Annotated in this window: 2 protein-coding genes and 1 pseudogene; all 3 read left to right on the top strand. The window is 75.5% G+C overall.

Annotated features, from left to right (window positions below):
• Window positions 1–108: 108 nt before the first annotated feature.
• Window positions 109–8,070 (top strand): annotated as a pseudogene (locus GPJ59_RS20085) (SDR family NAD(P)-dependent oxidoreductase); the annotation flags it as partial.
• 80 nt (window positions 8,071–8,150) lie between these two features.
• Window positions 8,151–16,313, top strand: coding sequence for a type I polyketide synthase (locus GPJ59_RS20090; protein WP_374200874.1), 8,163 nt, complete (start codon window positions 8,151–8,153; stop codon window positions 16,311–16,313).
• Between the two features lie 35 nt (window positions 16,314–16,348).
• On the top strand, window positions 16,349–18,889 hold a 2,541-nt coding region (locus tag GPJ59_RS20095), incomplete at its 3' end, for a type I polyketide synthase (RefSeq protein WP_258024653.1).

Consider the following 18,889-nt stretch of genomic DNA (forward strand, 5'->3'; position numbering starts at 1 on the left):
CCGACACACCGTCGGGCGCGTCAGTGGTGAACAGGACCCCGGCCCCGGCCCGCCCCCCCCGCGCCCGCCACGCCCCGGGACCCCCTGCGGGCCGGCCCCGCCGCCGGGCGCCCCGCCCCCCCGCGCCTGGTCGCCGTCACCGCCGGAGCCGTCCGCGCCCGCCCCGAGGACCCCGCGCCCGACCTGGCGCTCGCCCCGCTGTGGGGCCTGATCCGCTCCGCCCAGTCCGAACACCCCGACCGCGTCCAGCTGATCGACCTCGACCACGGCAGCGACACGGGCCTCACACCCGGCTCCGGCGTACGGGACGCCCTGGACCGCGCCGCCGGCGCCGGCGAGCCCCAGCTGGCCCTCCGGGACGGCGCCGCCCTCGCCCCGCGCCTGGTCCGGGCCGACGCCAGCCCGGCCGCCGGCTGGGGCGACGGCACCGTCCTGGTCACGGGCGGTACGGGCACCCTGGGCGCGCTCGTGGCCAAGCACCTGGTCACGGAGCACGGGGTGAAGCACCTGCTGCTGACCGGCCGGCGCGGCCCCGAGGCTCCGGGTGCGGCCGAACTCGTCGCGGAGATCGCCGAACTTGGGGGCTCCGCCGAGGTGGTGGCCTGCGACGCCGCCGACCGGGAGGCGCTGAAGGCCCTGCTGGACGGCGTACCGGCAGACCGGCCGCTGACCGGCGTCGTGCACGCCGTCGGCATCCTCGACGACGGCCTCGTGGCCGACCTCGACGCCGACCGCCTGGACGCCGTCCTGCGGCCCAAGGCCGACGCGGCCTGGCACCTGCACGAGCTCACGCGCGGCCACGACCTCGCCGCCTTCGTGCTGTTCTCCTCCGCCGCCGGCATCCTCGGCAACCCCGGCCAGGGCAACTACGCCGCCGCCAACGCCTTCCTCGACGCCCTAGCCGAGCACCGCCGGGCCCAGGGCCTGCCCGCCACCTCCCTGGCCTGGGGCCTGTGGGAGACCAGCGGCCTGACCGGCCACCTGACCGACGGCGACCTCGGCTGGGCCGCCCGCGCGGGCATCCTGCCGCTCACCGCCGCCCAGGGCCTGGCCGCCCTCGACGCGTCCGGCGGCGACGGCGTCCTCGTCCCCGTACGCCTCGACGCGGCCGCCCTGCGCGCCCGCGCCGCCGCCGGACTGCTCCCTGCCCTGCTCACGCAGCTCGTCCGCGTCCCGTCCCGGCGCACCGTCGAAGCCGCCGCGGACACCGGGGCCGGCGGCTTCGCCCGGCGCATCGCCGCCCTCCCCGAGGCCGACCGCGAGCGCGAACTGCTCGACCAGGTCCGCGGCCAGGTCGCCGCGGTCCTCGGGCACGCCGACCCGGCCGCCGTCGAGGCCGACAGGGCGTTCAAGGAGCTCGGCTTCGACTCGCTGACCGCCGTCGAACTGCGCAACCGGCTGAACGCCGCCACCGGCCTGAAGCTGCCCGCCACCCTCATCTTCGACCACCCCACCCCCCTCGCCCTCGCCCGCCACGTCCTGGCCGGCATCATCGAGACCGCCGCCCCGGCCGCGACCGCCGCCCCGGCCCCCGTCGCCGCCGCCGACCCGGACGAGCCGGTCGCCATCGTCGGCATGGCCTGCCGCTACCCGGGCGGGGTCGGCTCGCCCGAGGACCTGTGGCAGCTGGTGGCCGACGGCCGCGACGCGGTCGGGGAGTTCCCCACCGACCGCGGCTGGGACCTCGACGCCCTCTACGACCCGGAGGGCCGCCGGACCGGCAGCTCGTACACCCGCAGCGGCGGATTCCTGCACGACGCCGCCGACTTCGACCCGGAGCTGTTCGGCATCTCGCCGCGCGAGGCCGTCACCATGGACCCGCAGCAGCGGCTGCTGCTGGAGACCTCCTGGGAGGTCTTCGAGCGGGCCGGCATCGACCCGTCCGCGCTCAAGGGCAGCCGTACCGGCGTCTTCGCGGGCGTCATGTACCACGACTACGCCACCCACGTGGAGCAGGCCGCCGAGAGCGCCGAGGGCTACGTGCTCACCGGCACCTCCGGCAGCGTCGTCTCCGGCCGTCTCTCCTACGCTTTCGGCCTGGAGGGCCCGGCGGTCACCGTCGACACCGCCTGCTCCTCGTCCCTGGTCGCCCTGCACCTGGCCGCCCAGGCGCTGCGCCAGGGCGAGTGCTCCCTCGCCCTCGCCGGCGGTGTCACCGTCATGGCGACGCCCAGCGTGTTCGTGGAGTTCAGCAAGCAGCGCGGGCTGTCCGCGGACGGCCGCTGCAAGTCCTTCTCCGCCGCGGCGGACGGCGCCGGCTGGTCCGAGGGCGCGGGCGTGCTGCTCCTGGAGAAGCTCTCCGACGCGCGCCGCAACGGCCACCGCGTGCTGGCCGTGCTGCGCGGCTCCGCCGTCAACCAGGACGGCGCCTCCAACGGCCTCACCGCCCCCAACGGCCCCTCCCAGCAGCGGGTCATCGAACAGGCGCTGGCCAACGCCGGCCTGACCACGGCCGACGTCGACGCCGTCGAGGCGCACGGCACCGGCACCACCCTCGGCGACCCCATCGAGGCGCAGGCGCTGCTGGCCACGTACGGCCAGGACCGGCCCGAGGACCGGCCGCTGTGGCTGGGCTCGATCAAGTCGAACATGGGCCACGCGCAGGCCGCCGCCGGCGTCGCGGGCGTCATCAAGATGGTCGAGGCGATGCGCCACGGTGTGCTGCCGATGACCCTGCACGTGGACGAGCCGTCCCCGCACATCGACTGGACCGACGGCGCCGTCGAACTCCTCACGGAGTCCCGTTCCTGGCCCGAGACGGGCCGCCCGCGCCGCGCCGGCGTCTCCTCCTTCGGCGCCAGCGGTACGAACGCCCACGTCGTGCTGGAGCAGGCCCCGGACACCCTGGTGGCCGAGCCCCGCACCGAGCCCGACACCGGGTCCGGCACCGGGTCCGACGGCGCGCCGGTGACCTGGACCGTCTCGGGGCGCGGCGAGTCCGCGCTGCGCGCGCAGGCCGCCCGGCTCGCCGAGCACGTCCGCACCACCGGCCGGACGCCGGACCTGAAGGGCATCGCCCACGCCCTGGCCACCACCCGCGCGGCCCTGGAGCACCGCGGCGCCGTGACCGGCCCGGACCTGGACACGCTCCTGGCCGGCCTCGACGCCCTGGCCACGGGCCCGGTACGGACCCCGGCCCAGCCGGGGAAGCTGGCTCTGCTGTTCTCGGGGCAGGGGGCGCAGCGTCCGGGGATGGGGCGGGAGTTGTACGCGTCCCAGCCGGTGTTCGCGGCGGCGTTCGACGAGGTGTGCGAGCACTTCGAGCTGCCGTTGAAGGAGGTCGTGTTCGGGGGTGGGGAGGAGGTCCACCGGACCGAGGTCACCCAGCCGGCGTTGTTCGCGGTCGAGGTGGCCCTCTTCCGCCTGGCCGAGTCGTTCGGTGTGCGGCCGGACTTCGTGGCCGGTCATTCGATCGGTGAGATCGCTGCCGCGCATGTGGCGGGGGTGCTGACGCTGGCCGATGCGTGCCGTCTGGTGGAGGCGCGTGGCCGTCTGATGGGTGAGCTGCCCGAGGGCGGGGCGATGATCTCGGTGCGGGCGACGGAGGACGAGGTCCGGGAACTGCTCGTCGGGCTCGCGGACGCCGACATCGCGGCCGTGAACGGGCCGGAGTCGGTCGTGGTCTCGGGTGCGGAGGCTGCCGTTCTGGAGGTGGCGGCGAAGCTGGCCGAGCGGGGTCGTAAGACGAAGCGGCTGACCGTCTCGCACGCGTTCCACTCGCCGTTGATGGAGCCGATGCTGGAGGCGTTCCGGGAGGTCGCCGAGTCCCTGGCCTACGGTGCTCCGGCCATTCCGGTGGTCTCGAACGTCACCGGTGAGCAGATCCGTGAGTTCTCCGCCGGTTACTGGGTCGAGCACGTCCGTGGCGCGGTCCGCTTCGGCGACGGTGTCCGTTTCCTGGCCGATCAGGGCGTGGGTCACTTCCTGGAGCTGGGTCCGCAGGGTGTGCTCGCCGCCATGGCGGGGGAGTCGCTGCCCGAGGGCTTCGGCGGGCTGCTGACCCCCGTGCTGCGCAAGGACCGGCCCGAGCCCGAGGCGTTCCTCGGGGCCCTCGCCGAGGCCTGGACCCGCGGTGTGGGGGTCGACCGGGTGGTTCTGGCCGGTGGTTCCGCATCCGGTCCCGCCGGCGTACCCGCCCCGGCCGCGGAGCTGCCGACGGACGCCTTCCCGCGCAGCCGCTACTGGCCGCGCCCCGCCGCCACGGCCGGTGCCGCCGACGTCGTCGCCGCCGGCCTGGGTGCGGCCGGGCACCCGCTGCTCGGCGCCACCGTGACGCCGGCCGACGGCGGGCAGCTGCTGCTCACGGGCCGGCTCTCGCTGCACAGCCACCCCTGGCTGGCCGACCACGCCGTGGCCGGCACGGTCCTGCTGCCGGGCACCGCGTTCGTCGAACTCGCCCTCCGCGCCGGCGAGGAGGCCGGCTGCGCCGAACTCGCCGAGCTGACCATCGAGGCGCCCCTGGTGATCCCCGAGCACGGCGGCATCCAGCTCCAGGTCCTCCTGGACCCGGCCGAGGAGGACGGCAGCCGGCCCGTGAGCATCCACTCGCGGCCCGAGGACGCCGACGCCCTCTGGACGCGGCACGCCGCCGGCCGGCTCACCCCGGCTCCCACCGGTGCTCCGGAGCCGCTGCAGGACCTGCTCGCATGGCCGCCGGCCGGTGCCGAGCCGGTCGATCTCGACGGGTTCTATGAGGGGCTCGCGGAAGCCGGTTACGGGTACGGCCAGGCCTTTCAGGGGTTGGCCCGGGCCTGGCGTCGGAGCGACGGTGACGTGGTGTTCGCCGAGGTGGGGCTGCCCGATGCGCAGCAGGAGGAGGCGGGCTGGTTTGCTCTGCATCCGGCCCTGCTCGACGCTGCGCTGCACGGGCTCGCGGTCGCCGGGCCGGCCACGGACGCGGGGCAGGTGCGCCTGCCCTTCGCCTGGAGCGGTGTGCGCCTGCACGCCGTGGGTGCGTCCCGGTTGAGGGTCCGGCTCGCACCGGCCGGCCCGGACTCCCTCGCGATCGACATCGCCGACCCGGCCGGCCACCCGGTCGTGTCCGTGGCGTCCCTGGCCACCCGTACGGTCGCCGCGGACCAGCTCGCCGCCTCCGTGGCGGGCACCGGCGGCTCCGACTCGCTGTACCGGCTCGACTGGACCGCCGTACCGCCCACCGCCGCCGCGGCGGGCGGGCTGCGGGTCGCGGTCGGCGGGGACACCCCCGACTTCCCCGCCCTGGAAGCCCTGTTCACGGCGCTCGACGAGGGCGCACCCGTGCCCGCCGCGGTCGTCCTGCACGCCGGGCCGCACCTCGCCGGCACGGACCCGGACCCGGACACGGAGCCGGACACGGACGCCGACGCGGACACGGACGCGGACGCGGACACGGACCTGGCCGCGGCCGCCCACGCGGCCACCGCGGCCCTGCTCCAGGGTCTGCAGTCCTGGCTGGCCGACGAGCGCCTGCGGGCCACCCGCCTGGTGCTCGCCACGCGCGGCGCCGTGACCGTCCTGCCGCACGAGGACGTCCCCGAGCTCGCCCACGCCCCGCTGTGGGGCCTGGTGCGCGCCGCACAGGCCGAGAACCCGGGCCGCTTCGTCCTCTTCGACACCGACGACCCCGCGGCCGGCGTGCCGGAGGCGGTGTTCGCCACCGACGAGCCGCAGGCGGCGCTGCGCGACGGCGCGCTGATGGTGCCCCGCCTGGTGCGGGCCTCCGCCCCCTCCGCCACCGCGGCCCCGGCGCTGCCCGCCGGGTCCTCCTGGATCCTCAACAGCACCCGCGCGGGCACCCTCGACGGCCTCGGCTTCGTGCCGTCCCCGGCTGCCGGCATGGAGCTCGCCGAGGGCGAGGTCCGCGTCGCGGTCCGCGCCGCCGGCCTGAACTTCCGCGACGTGATGATCGCGCTCGGCATGTACCCCGGGCTGGCCCGGATGGGCAACGAGGGCGCGGGCGTCGTCACCGAGGTCGGCCCCGGCGTCACCGGGATCGAGGTCGGCGACGCGGTCACCGGCCTGATCCGGGGCGCGTTCGGCCCGGTCGCGGTCGTCGACCACCGGCTCGTGGTGAAGATCCCCGACGGCTGGACCTTCGAGCAGGCCGCGGCGATCCCGACGGTGTTCCTCACCGCCTACTACGGACTGGTCGACCTGGCCGGCCTGCGGGCGGGCCAGAAGGTCCTCGTCCACGCCACCTCCGGCGGTGTGGGCATGGCCGCCGTGCAGCTCGTCCGCCACCTGGGCGCCGAGGTGTTCGGCACGGCCAGCGAGGGCAAGTGGGACGTGCTGCGCGAACTCGGCCTGCCGCAGACGCACATCGCGTCGTCGCGCGACGCCGCCTTCGAGGAGCGCTTCCTGGCCGCCACCGGCGGCGAGGGCGTGGACGTGGTCCTGGACTGCCTGGCCGGTGAGCTGGTGGACGCCTCGCTGCGGCTGCTGCCGCGCGGCGGCCACTTCCTGGAGATGGGCAAGACGGACGTCCGGGACGCCGACGAGGTCGCCCGCAACCACCCGGGCGTGGTCTACCAGGCCTTCGACATGGTCGAGGGAGCCGGTCCGGAGCGGATCGGGCAGATGCTCGCCGAGCTGGCCGGACTCTTCGCCTCAGGCGCGCTGAAGCCGCTGCCCGTACGGGCCTGGGACATCCGCCGCGCCTCCGACGCCTTCCGGTTCATGAGCCAGGCCAAGCACACGGGCAAGATCGTGCTGACCGTGCCGCAGGGCTGGGACCCGGCGGGTACGGTCCTGGTCACCGGCGGTACGGGGACCCTGGGCGCGCTCGTGGCCAAGCACCTGGTCACCGAGCACGGGGTGAAGCACCTGCTGCTGACCGGCCGCCGCGGCCCCGAGGCCCCGGGCGCGGCCGAACTCGTCGCGGAGATCGCCGCGCTCGGCGGCTCCGCCGAGGTCGTGGCCTGCGACGCCGCCGACCGGGAGGCGCTGAAGGCCCTGCTGGACGGCGTACCGGCAGACCGGCCGCTGCGCGCGGTCGTGCACACCGCCGGAGTCGTCGACGACGGCGTGCTCGACTCCCTCGACGCCGACCGGCTCGCCCGGGTCCTGCGCCCGAAGGTCGACGCGGGCGTCAACCTGCACGAGCTCACCCGCGGCCTGGACCTGACCGCCTTCGTCCTCTACTCCTCCGTGGCCGGCGTCATGGGCGGCCCCGGCCAGGCCAACTACGCCGCCGCCAACACCTTCCTGGACGCCCTCGCCCAGCACCGCCGGGCCCAGGGCCTGCCGGGCACCTCGCTGGCCTGGGGCCACTGGGCGCAGTCCAGCGGCATGACCGCCGGCCTCGACAGCGCCGACCTCGCCCGGATGAGCCGCTCCGGCGTGCTGCCGCTCGCCACCGAGCAGGGCCTGGCCCTGTTCGACGAGGGCCCCCGGCACGACGAGGCGCTGCTGGCCGCCGTACGCCTGGACACCGCGGCGCTGCGCGAGCAGGCCGACGCGGGCCGGCTGCCCGGGGTGCTCAAGGACCTGATCCGAGCCTCCGTCCGCCGGGCGGCGGCCGAACCGGCCGGGACCTCGGGGGCCGCGGCCCTCGCGGAGCGGCTGGCGCGGCTCACGGCCGCCGAACGCGCCGAGGCCCTGACGGACCTCGTCCGCGGCCACGTGGCGACCGTCCTCGCGCACCCCAACCCCGGGGCCATCGACACCGAACGCGGCTTCCTCGACCTGGGCTTCGACTCGCTCACGGCCGTGGAACTGCGCAACGGCCTCGGCGCGGCCACCGGGCTGCGCCTGCCCACCACGCTGATCTTCGACCACCCGTCGCCCGCCGCCCTCGCCGCCCACCTGCACAAGGAACTGGAACCGGGCGCGGACGCCGGCGCCGCCCAGGAAGCCGCGGTGCTCGACGCCATGGCGGGCTGGGAAGCGGCCGTCACCGCGCTGCCCGCGGGCAGCGACGGCCGGGACCGGGCGGTCAACCGGCTCCGCTCGATCCTCTGGAAGCTCGACCGGGCCGGTACCGAGACCGACATCGACAGCGAGGCGGAGGCCTCCGACGAGCCCGCGGAGATCACCTCGGCGAGCGACGACGAAATGTTCGCCCTCATCGAGAAGGAACTCGGTCTCAACTGATCCACCCCCGCCGACCTGACCGTCCCACCGGAGGCACAGCCCAGATGGCCAGCAGCAATGAAGACAAGCTCCGCGACTACCTGAAACTCGTCACCGCCGACCTCCAGCAGACCCGCAAGCGCCTGCAGGCCGTCGAGGCGAAGGAGCAGGAGCCGATCGCCATTGTGGGCATGGCCTGCCGCTACCCGGGCGGGGTCGGCTCGCCCGAGGACCTGTGGCAGCTGGTGGCGGAAGGCGGCGACGGCATCACCGCCTTCCCCACCGACCGAGGCTGGGACGTCGAGGGCCTGTACGACCCGGACCCCGACGCCCCCGGACGCACCTACGTGACGGAAGGAGGCTTCGTCGGCGACGCCACGCGGTTCGACGCCGGCTTCTTCGGGATCCCGCCGCGCGAGGCCCTGGCCATGGACCCGCAGCAGCGCCTCTTCCTGGAATCCTCCTGGGAGGTCTTCGAGCGGGCCGGCATCGACCCGGCCGCGCTCAAGGGCAGCCGTACCGGAGTCTTCGTCGGCGCCGGCAACCCCGGCTACCTCGGCGGCGGCACCGGCACCCCGCACCGCGAGGTGGAGGGCTACACGCTCACCGGAAACGTGAACAGCGTCATCTCCGGCCGCGTCGCCTACACCTTCGGCCTGGAGGGCCCGGCGGTCACCGTCGACACCGCCTGCTCCTCCTCCCTGGTCGCCGTCCACCAGGCCGCCCAGTCGCTGCGCTCCGAGGAGTGCTCCATGGCCCTGGCCGGCGGCGTCACGGTCATGCCGAACCCCTGGCTCTTCCAGGAGTTCAGCCGCCAGCGCGGCCTCGCGGCCGACGGCCGGTGCAAGGCCTTCGCCGCCTCCGCCGACGGCACCGCCTGGGGCGAGGGCGTCGGCGTGCTGCTCCTGGAGCGGCTCTCCGACGCGCGCCGCAACGGACACCGCGTGCTGGCCGTGATCCGCGGCTCCGCCGTCAACCAGGACGGCGCGAGCAGCGGCCTGACCGCCCCCAACGGGCCCTCCCAGCAGCGCGTGATCGAACAGGCCCTGGCCAACGCCCGGCTCGCCGCGGACGAGGTCGACGCCGTCGAGGCGCACGGCACCGGCACCGCGCTGGGCGACCCGATCGAGGCACAGGCCCTGCTGGCCACGTACGGACAGAACCGCCCGGCCGACCGGCCGCTGCGCCTCGGCTCGGTCAAGTCCAACATCGGGCACACCGCGGCCGCCGCCGGCGTCGCCGGCATCATCAAGATGGTCGAGGCGATGCGCCACGGCGTGCTGCCCCGCACCCTGCACGTGGACGAGCCCACCCCCCAGGTGGACTGGTCGGCGGGTGCGGTGGAGCTGCTGACCGAGGCGGCCCCGTGGCCCGGGACGGACCGCCCGCGGCGGGCCGGCGTCTCCTCCTTCGGCATCGGCGGCACCAACGCCCACGTGATCGTGGAACAGGCGCCGGCCGATCAGGCGCAGGCCCCCGCGGCCGATCAGGAGCAGCACCCCGCGGCCGACCGGGCGCAGGCCCCAGCGGCCGACCGGGAGCCCGCGGCGGCCGGCGGGACCGCCGCCGGCCCGCTGCCCTTCGTGGTCTCGGCCCGTGGCGAACAGGCCCTGCGCGCCCAGGCCGAGCGGCTGCTCGGCCTCGACCCGGCCCTGCCGCCGGCCGAGGTCGCCCTGGCCCTCGCGACCACCCGCGCGGCCCTGGAACACCGCGCGGTCGTCCTGGCCCAGGACACCGAGGCCCTCCGCTCCGGCCTGCGCGCCCTGGCCGAGGGCACGCCCAGCGCCCAGGCTGTCCAGGGCACGGCCCACCCGGGGAAGACGGCGTTCCTGTTCTCGGGTCAGGGGGCGCAGCGGCCGGGGATGGGGCGGGAGTTGTACGCGTCCCAGCCGGTGTTCGCGGCGGCGTTCGACGAGGTGTGCGGGCAGTTCGAGCTGCCGTTGAAGGAGGTCGTGTTCGGGGGTGGGGAGGAGGTTCACCGTACGGAGGTGACGCAGCCGGCGTTGTTCGCGGTCGAGGTGGCGTTGTTCCGGCTGGTCGAGTCGTTCGGTGTGCGGCCGGACTTCGTGGCCGGTCATTCGATCGGTGAGATCGCTGCCGCGCATGTGGCGGGGGTGTTGTCGCTGGCTGATGCGTGCCGTCTGGTGGAGGCGCGTGGCCGTCTGATGGGTGAGCTGCCCGTGGGCGGGGCGATGGTGTCCGTGCGGGCGACGGAGGACGAGGTCCGGGCACTGCTGACCGAGGGCACGGACATCGCGGCGGTCAACGGGCCGGAGTCGGTGGTGGTCTCGGGTGCCGAGCAGGCCGTTCTGGAGGTGGCGGCGCGGCTGGCCGAGCGGGGTCGGAAGACGAAGCGGCTGACCGTCTCGCACGCGTTCCACTCGCCTTTGATGGAGCCGATGCTGGAGGCGTTCCGGGAGGTCGCCGAGTCCCTGGCCTACGGTGCTCCGGCCATTCCGGTGGTCTCGAACGTCACCGGTGAGCAGATCCGCGAGTTCTCCGCCGGCTACTGGGTCGAGCACGTCCGCGGTGCCGTCCGCTTCGGCGACGGCATCCGCCACCTCGCCGGACGCGGCGTCACCCGCTTCGTGGAGCTCGGTCCGGCCGGCGTCCTCACCGCCATGGCCCAGGAGAACCTGCCCGAGGACTTCGACGGCACGGTCCTCGCCGCCCTCGACAGGAAGCGGCCCGAGCCCGAGGCGTTCCTCGGCGCCCTCGCCGAGGCCTGGACCCGCGGTCTGCCCGTCGACTGGTCGCCCCTCGTGGGCCCCCGCCGCCCGGCCGCCCGTACCGTCGAGCTGCCCACGTACGCCTTCCAGCGCCGCCACTACTGGCTGACCCCCGAACTCGGCGCCCCGCGCGACGAGATGGAGGAGCAGTTCTGGCAGGCCGTCGACGGCGAGGACGTCGACGCGCTGATCGGCACCCTCGACATCGACGGCGACAAGCCGCTGCGCGAGGCGCTCCCCGAGATGGCGTCCTGGCTGCGCCGCCGCCGGACCCCCGAGGCCCGCAGCGCGCTCGCCGCCCTGCACACCGCCCCCGACGAGGAGGAGCGCGCCGCCGCCGGCTCCGCCCTGCGCGCCCGGCTGGCCGGGCTGACCGAGCCCGAGCAGCAGCGCACGGTGCTGGAGCTCGTACGCGCCCACGCCGCGGCCGTCCTCGGCCACGACGGGCCGGCCGCGATCGACCCCCAGCGGGCCTTCAAGGAGCTCGGCTTCGACTCGCTCGCCGCCGTCAACCTCCGCAACCGGCTGAACGCCGCGACCGGGCTGCGGCTGCCGCCCGCCTTCGCCTTCGACCACCCGACCCCGGCGGCCGTGGCCCGCCACCTGCGGGCCGAGGTCCTCGGGGAGGGCACCGCCGCGGTCACCGGCCACACGGGCGCGGCCGCCCTGGACGAGCCGATCGCCATCATCGGCATGGCCTGCCGCTACCCGGGCGGGGTCCGCTCGCCCGAGGACCTGTGGCAGCTCGTCGACAGCGGCGCGGACGTCATCTCCGCCTTCCCGACCGACCGCGGCTGGGACCTGGAATCCCTCTACCACCCCGACCCGGACCACCCCGGCACCACCTACGTCCGCGAGGGCGGCTTCCTGCACGACGCCGCCGACTTCGACCCGGGCTTCTTCGGGATCTCGCCGCGCGAGGCCCTCGCCATGGACCCGCAGCAGCGGCTGCTGCTGGAGGCCTCCTGGGAGGCGTTCGAGCGCGCCGGCATCGACCCGTCGGCCGTGCGGTCCGCGCCCGTCGGCGTGTTCGCGGGTGCCACCCAGCCCGGCTACGCCGGCGGCCTCCAGCAGATGGGCGGCGAGGGGGTCGAGGGCTACTCCCTCACCGGCAACCTCACCAGCGTCATCTCCGGCCGCATCGCCTACACCCTCGGCCTGGAGGGCCCGGCGGTCACCGTCGACACCGCCTGCTCCTCCTCCCTGGTCGCCCTGCACCTGGCCGCCCAGTCGCTGCGGCAGGGCGAATGCACCATGGCCCTGGCCGCCGGTGTCACCGTCATGCCGACGCCCGAGCTGTTCGTGGAGTTCAGCCGGCAGCGCGGCCTGGCCACCGACGGCCGCTGCAAGGCCTTCTCCTCCTCGGCCGACGGCACCGCCTGGTCCGAGGGCGCGGGCGTGCTGCTGCTGGAGCGGCTGTCCGACGCCGAGCGCAACGGACACCGCGTGCTGGCCGTCGTACGCGGTACGGCGACCAACCAGGACGGCGCGTCCAACGGCCTCATGGCGCCCAACGGCCCGTCCCAGCAGCGCGTCATCCGCCAGGCCCTGGCCAACGCCCGGCTGGCCCCGCAGGACGTCGACGCGGTCGAGGCGCACGGCACCGGCACGGCGCTGGGCGACCCGATCGAAGCGCAGGCGCTGCTGGCCACGTACGGCCAGGACCGGCCCGAGGACCGGCCCCTGCTCCTCGGCTCGATCAAGTCCAACCTCGGCCACACCTCGGCCGCCGCGGGCGTCGCCGGCGTGATGAAGATGGTCATGGCCATGCAGCACGGGGTGCTGCCGCGCACCCTGCACGTGGACGAGCCGTCCCCGCACGTCGACTGGTCGGCGGGCGCCGTGGAGCTGCTGACCGAGCCGGTGGAGTGGCCCGGGACGGGCCGCCCGCGGCGGGCCGGCGTCTCCGCCTTCGGCGTCAGCGGTACGAACGCCCACGTGATCGTCGAGCAGGCGCCCGAGGCCGTACGGGCTCCCGGCGCCGGGCCGGAGCAGGCTCCGGCGGACGAGCGGGCGGCGGAAGCCGGGCTGCTGCCCTGGGTCGTCTCCGCCCGCACCCCGGACGCCCTGCGCGAGCAGGCGCGCCGCCTACGGGACCTCGCCGCCGCCGTGTCCGAGGCGGACACCGCGGATGCCGTGGATGCCGTGGACGCACGGGACATCGCCGCGGCCCTGGTCACCTCACGCGCGCAGCTGGACAGCCGCGCGGTCGTGCTGGCCGGGTCCCAGGAGGACTTCCTGGCCGGCCTGGACGCCCTGGCCGCCGGAACCTCCGCGGCCGGCACCTTCCGGGGCGAGTCCGCCTCCGGCGAGCGGCTGGCGTTCCTGTTCTCGGGTCAGGGGGCGCAGCGGCCGGGGATGGGGCGGGAGTTGTACGCCTCTCAGCCGGTGTTCGCGGCGGCGTTCGACGAGGTGTGCGGGCAGTTCGAGCTGCCGTTGAAGGAGGTCGTGTTCGGGGGTGGGGAGGAGGTCCACCGGACGGAGGTCACCCAGCCCGCGTTGTTCGCGGTCGAGGTGGCGTTGTTCCGGCTGGCCGAGTCGTTCGGTGTGCGGCCGGACTTCGTGGCCGGTCATTCGATCGGTGAGATCGCTGCCGCGCATGTGGCGGGTGTGCTGTCGCTGGCCGATGCGTGCCGGCTGGTGGAGGCGCGTGGTCGTCTGATGGGTGAGCTGCCCGAGGGCGGGGCGATGGTGTCCGTGCGGGCGACGGAGGACGAGGTCCGCGGGCTCCTCACCGAGGGCACGGACATTGCTGCGGCCAACGGGCCGGAGTCGGTGGTGGTCTCGGGTGCCGAAGACGCGGTTCTCGCCGTGGCGGCCGAGCTTGCCGCGCAGGGCCGCAAGACCAAGCGGTTGACCGTCTCGCACGCCTTCCACTCGCCGTTGATGGAGCCGATGCTGGAGGCCTTCCGCGAGGTCGCTGAGGGGCTGACCTACGGCGCTCCGGCCATTCCGGTGGTCTCCAACGTCACCGGTGAGCAGATCCGCGAGTTCTCCGCCGGCTACTGGGTCGAGCACGTCCGCGGTGCCGTCCGCTTCGGCGACGGCATCCGCCACCTCGCCGAGCAGGGGACCGCGCACTTCCTGGAGCTGGGTCCGCAGGGTGTGCTCGCCGCCATGGCGGGGGAGAGCCTTCCCGAGGGCTTCGGCGGGCTGCTGACGCCCGTGCTGCGCAAGGACCGGCCCGAGCCCGAGGCGTTCCTCGGGGCCCTCGCCGAGGCCTGGACCCGCGGCGTCGACGTCGACTGGACTCCGCTGCTCGCGGGTCCGGCCCGCCGGGTGGAGCTGCCCACGTACGCCTTCCAGCGGCAGCGCTACTGGCTCGACGCGCCCGGGGCCGGCTCGGCCGCCGTGGCCGAACAGGACGCGGTCGACGCCCGGTTCTGGGAGGCCGTCGAGCGCGAGGACCTGGAGGCCCTCGCCGGTACCCTCCGGCTGGCCGACGGGGAGCCGCTGCGCGACGTGCTGCCCGCGCTGGCCGACTGGCGGCGCGGCCGCCGCGAGCAGCAGACCATCGACTCCTGGCGCTACCGGATCGTCTGGAAGTCCGCCGCCGACCCGGCCGCCCCGCGGCTCACCGGCCGCTGGCTGCTCGTCGTGCCCGAGGGCGCCGGGGCGCAGGCCGAGCTGCTCGCCGGCAAGGCCGCCGACGCGCTCACCGCCCACGGCGCCGAGGTCGAACTGCTCGCCCTGGACGCCACCACGGCCGACCGGGCCGCCTGGGCGGACCGCCTGGCCGGCACCGGGACCACCGCCGGCACCGAGGCCCTCGCCGGTGTCCTGTCCCTGCTGCCGCTCGACGCCCGTCCCCACGCGGCGCACCCGGGCGTCGGCGCCGCCCTGGCCGCGACCGCCGCCCTCGCCCAGGCCCTCGGCGACACCGGTACCGGCGCCCCGCTGTGGCACCTGACCAGCGGGGCCGTGTCCACCGGGCCGTCCGACCCGGCCGCCGACCCCACCGGTGTCCAGGCCCAGGTCTGGGCGCTCGGCCGGGTCGCCGCCCTGGAGTACCCCGACCGCTGGGGCGGCCAGATCGACGTACCCGCGGACCTCGGCGGGCGGACCGCCGACCGGCTGGCCGGCGTACTGGCCGACCCGGGCGGCGAGGACCAGATCGCCCTGCGCGAGGCGGGCGTCCTCGTCCGCAGGCTGCGGCGGGCGCCCGTACCGGCGGACCGCACCGCCGCCGGGCCGTGGCGGCCCACCGGCACCGTCCTGGTCACCGGAGGCACCGGCGCCCTCGGCAGCCGGCTCGCCGCATGGCTCGCCGACGGCGGCGCCGAGCACCTGGTGCTGACCAGCCGGCGCGGCGCGGACGCGCCCGGCGCGGCCGAACTGGCCGAACAGCTGCGCGCGCGGGGCACCGAGGTCACCCTGGCCGCCTGCGACGTGGCCGACCGCGACCAGCTGGCGGCGCTGCTCGCCGGCATCCCCGAGGACCGTCCGCTGACCGCCGTCGTGCACGCGGCCGGCGTCTCCGACAACGGCTTCATGGACGAGGTCACCGCCGGACACCTGGCGCACGTCCTGCGCCCCAAGGCGGTCGCCGCCGACCTGCTGGACGAACTCACGCAGGACCTCGACCTGTCGGCGTTTGTGATGTTCGCCTCCAGCGCCGGCATGTGGGGCAGCGGCGGACAGGCCGCGTACGCCGCGGCCAACGCGCACCTCGACGCGCTCGCCGAGCGCCGCCGGGCCCGCGGCCGGGCGGCCACCGCCGTCGCCTGGGGCCCCTGGGCGGAGGCCGGCATGGCCGCCTCCGAGGACATCGACGAGCACCTGCGCCGTCGCGGTGTCATCGGCATCGCGCCGCGGACCGCCGTCGCGGCCCTCCAGCAGGCCCTCGACCTGGACGAGACGTGCGTCGGCGTGGCCGACGTGGACTGGGCGCTGTTCGCGCCCACCTACACGGCCATGCGGCACAGCGCGCTGATCGCCGAACTGCCCGACGTACAGGCCGTGCTGGCAGACGCCGACCCGGCCGGCGCCGAGGGTGCCGCCGAGTCCGCGAACGCCCTGCGGCAGCGGCTCGCCGCCGCCGCGCCGGCCGAGCGCCGGCACCTGCTGGTCGAGCTGGTACGCGGCCACGCGGCCGCCGTGCTCGGCCACCGCACCGCCGACGCCGTCCAGGAGGCGCGCCCGTTCAAGGACCTGGGCTTCGACTCGCTCAGCGCCGTCGAACTGCGCAACCGGATCGCCGCCGACACCGGCCTGAAGCTGTCCGCCACCCTCCTCTTCGACCACCCCACCCCGGCGGCGCTCGCCCAGCACCTGGGCGAGCAGCTGCAGGACGGCGAGACCGGGACGGACAGCTCCGTCCTCGCCGAACTGGACCGTATCGACGCCGCCCTGACCCGGCTCGCGCCGGACGAGGGCGCGCGCCACCGCATCGCCGGCCGCCTCCAGGTGCTGCTCACCAAGTGGGGTGCCGGCAGCCCGGAGAAGGCCGAACAGACCGACGCCCACGACGAACTGGCGTCCGCCTCGGCCGAAGAGATCTTCGCGTTCATCCACGAAGAGCTCGGCAAGTCGTAGCCGTGCCGGAACGTCACCCAAGGAGCTCCCGCCAGATGGACAACGAACAGAAGCTGCTCGATCACCTCAGGTGGGTGACCGCCGAGCTGAAGCAGACCCGGCAGCGGCTGCGCGAGGTCGAGGCGGACGAACCCGAGCCCATCGCGATCGTCGGCATGGCCTGCCGCTACCCGGGCGGCGTGGGTTCGCCCGAGGACCTGTGGCAGCTGGTCCGCGACGGCCGCGACGCCGTCACCGGCTTCCCCGTCAACCGGGGCTGGGACCTGGACGCGATCTACGACCCCGACCCGGACCGCCCCGGCACCAGCTACGTCCGCGAGGGCGGGTTCGTCCACGACGCCGGCGACTTCGACGCCGACTTCTTCGGGATCTCGCCGCGCGAGGCGCTGGCGATGGACCCGCAGCAGCGGCTGCTGCTGGAGACCGGCTGGGAGGCGTTCGAGCGCGCCGGCGTCGACCCCGCGGCCGTCGCCGGCACCCGGACCGGCGTCTTCGTCGGCACCGCCTACACCGGCTACGGCAACGACCGGGAGGGCGCGGCCGAGAACGTCGAGGGCCACCTGATGACCGGCATCGCCACCGCCGTCTCCTCGGGCCGCCTGGCGTACACCTTCGGCCTCGAAGGGCCCGCGGTGTCCGTGGACACCATGTGCTCGTCCTCGCTCGTCGCGCTCCACCTCGCCGTGCGCTCGCTGCGCCAGGGCGAGTGCTCGCTCGCCCTCGCCGGCGGCGCGCAGATCATGTCCACCCCCGAGGTCTACGTCGAGTTCAGCCGGCAGCGCGGGCTGTCCCCGGACGGCCGCTGCAAGCCGTTCGCCGCGGCCGCCGACGGCACCGGCTGGTCGGAGGGCGTCGGCGTCCTGCTGCTGGAGAAGCTGTCCGACGCGCGCCGCAACGGCCACCGCGTGCTGGCCGTCGTACGGGGCTCCGCCGTCAACCAGGACGGCGCCTCCAACGGCCTGACCGCGCCCAACGGCCCCTCCCAGCAGCGCGTCATCGAGGAGGCGCTGGCCGACGCCCGCCTCTCGCCCCACGAGGTCGACCTGATCGAGGCGCACGGCACCGGCACCACCCTCGGCGACCCCATCGAGGCGCAGGCGCTGCTGGCCACCTACGGCCGCAGCCGCCCCGAGGGCCGCCCGCTGCACCTGGGGTCGATCAAGTCCAACATCGGCCACGCGGCCGCCGCCGCCGGTGTCGCCGGCGTCATCAAGGCCGTGATGGCCGTCCGCGCCGGCGTCCTGCCGCGCACCCTGCACCTGGACGCCCCCACCCCCGAGGTCGACTGGTCCTCCGGCGCGGTCGAGCTCCTCACCGAGGAGCGGCCGTGGCCGGCGGGCCAGGGCCCGCGCACCGCCGCCGTCTCCGCCTTCGGTGCCAGCGGCACCAACGCACACGTGATCGTGCAGTACGACGCCACGGGCGCCGACGGGACCGCGGACCCGGACACCGACCCGCAGGCGGGCGAGGTCCGGCAGCCGCTGCTGCCGGGCGCGGCCCTGCCGTGGGTGCTCTCCGGGCGCGGCACCGAGGGCCTGCGCGGACAGGCCGCCCGGCTGCGCGCGTTCGCCGAGGACACCCGGCTGTCGCGGCACGGCATCGGCCTCGCCCTCGCCACCACCCGGGCGGCGCTGGAGCGGCGCGCGGTGGTCCCCGCGGACGGGAGGGACGTGCTGGACGCCCTGGCCGCCGGGCTGCCCGCGGCCGGCCTGGTCGAGGGCACGGTGGTCACGGGCGCGGACCGGCCGGTGTTCGTGTTCCCGGGTCAGGGTTCGCAGTGGGCGGGCATGGCGGTGGAGCTGTACGCGTCCTCGCCGGTGTTCGCGGCGCGGCTGGACGAGTGTGCGGTGGCGCTGGAGCCGTTCACCGATTGGTCGCTGCTGGAGGTGTTGCGGCAGGCGGAGGGTGCGCCCGGTTTCGACCGGGTGGATGTGGTCCAGCCGGTGCTGTGGGCGGTGATGGTGGCGCTGGCGGAGCTGTGGCGTGCTGCCGGTGTGGAGCCGGCGGCGGTGATCGGTCACTCGCAGGGTGAGATCGCGGCCGCTGCGGTGGCGGGCGCGCTGTCGCTGGAGGACGCGGCGAAGGTGTCCGCGCTGCGCAGCAAGGCCATCGTCGCGCTGGCGGGCAAGGGCGGCATGGTGTCCGTCGCGGACACGGCGGAGTCCGTGGCCGAGCGCATCGCCGCCTGGGGTGACCGCCTGGCGGTGGCGTCGGTCAACGGCCCGAACTCCACGGTCGTCTCGGGTGATCCGGAGGCGCTGGACGAGCTGATGGCGGCGTGTGAGGCCGAGGAGGTCCGGGCCCGTCGGATCAACGTGGACTATGCGTCGCACGGTCCGCAGGTGGAGTCGATCCGGGACGAGGTCCTGAGCCTGCTGGCGGGCATCGAGCCGCGCTCTGTCGATGTGCCGTTCTTCTCGACGGTCACCGCCGACTGGGTCGACGGCTCCGAGCTGGATGCCGAGTACTGGTACACCAACCTCCGTCAGACCGTCCGTTTCCAGGAGGCCGTGGAGGGTCTGCTGGAGCGCGGTCACGGTCTGTTCGTCGAGTCCAGCGCCCACCCTGTTCTCACG

The organism is Streptomyces bambusae (assembly GCF_019400985.1).
Classification (GTDB): Bacteria; Actinomycetota; Actinomycetes; order Streptomycetales; family Streptomycetaceae; genus Streptomyces; species Streptomyces bambusae_A.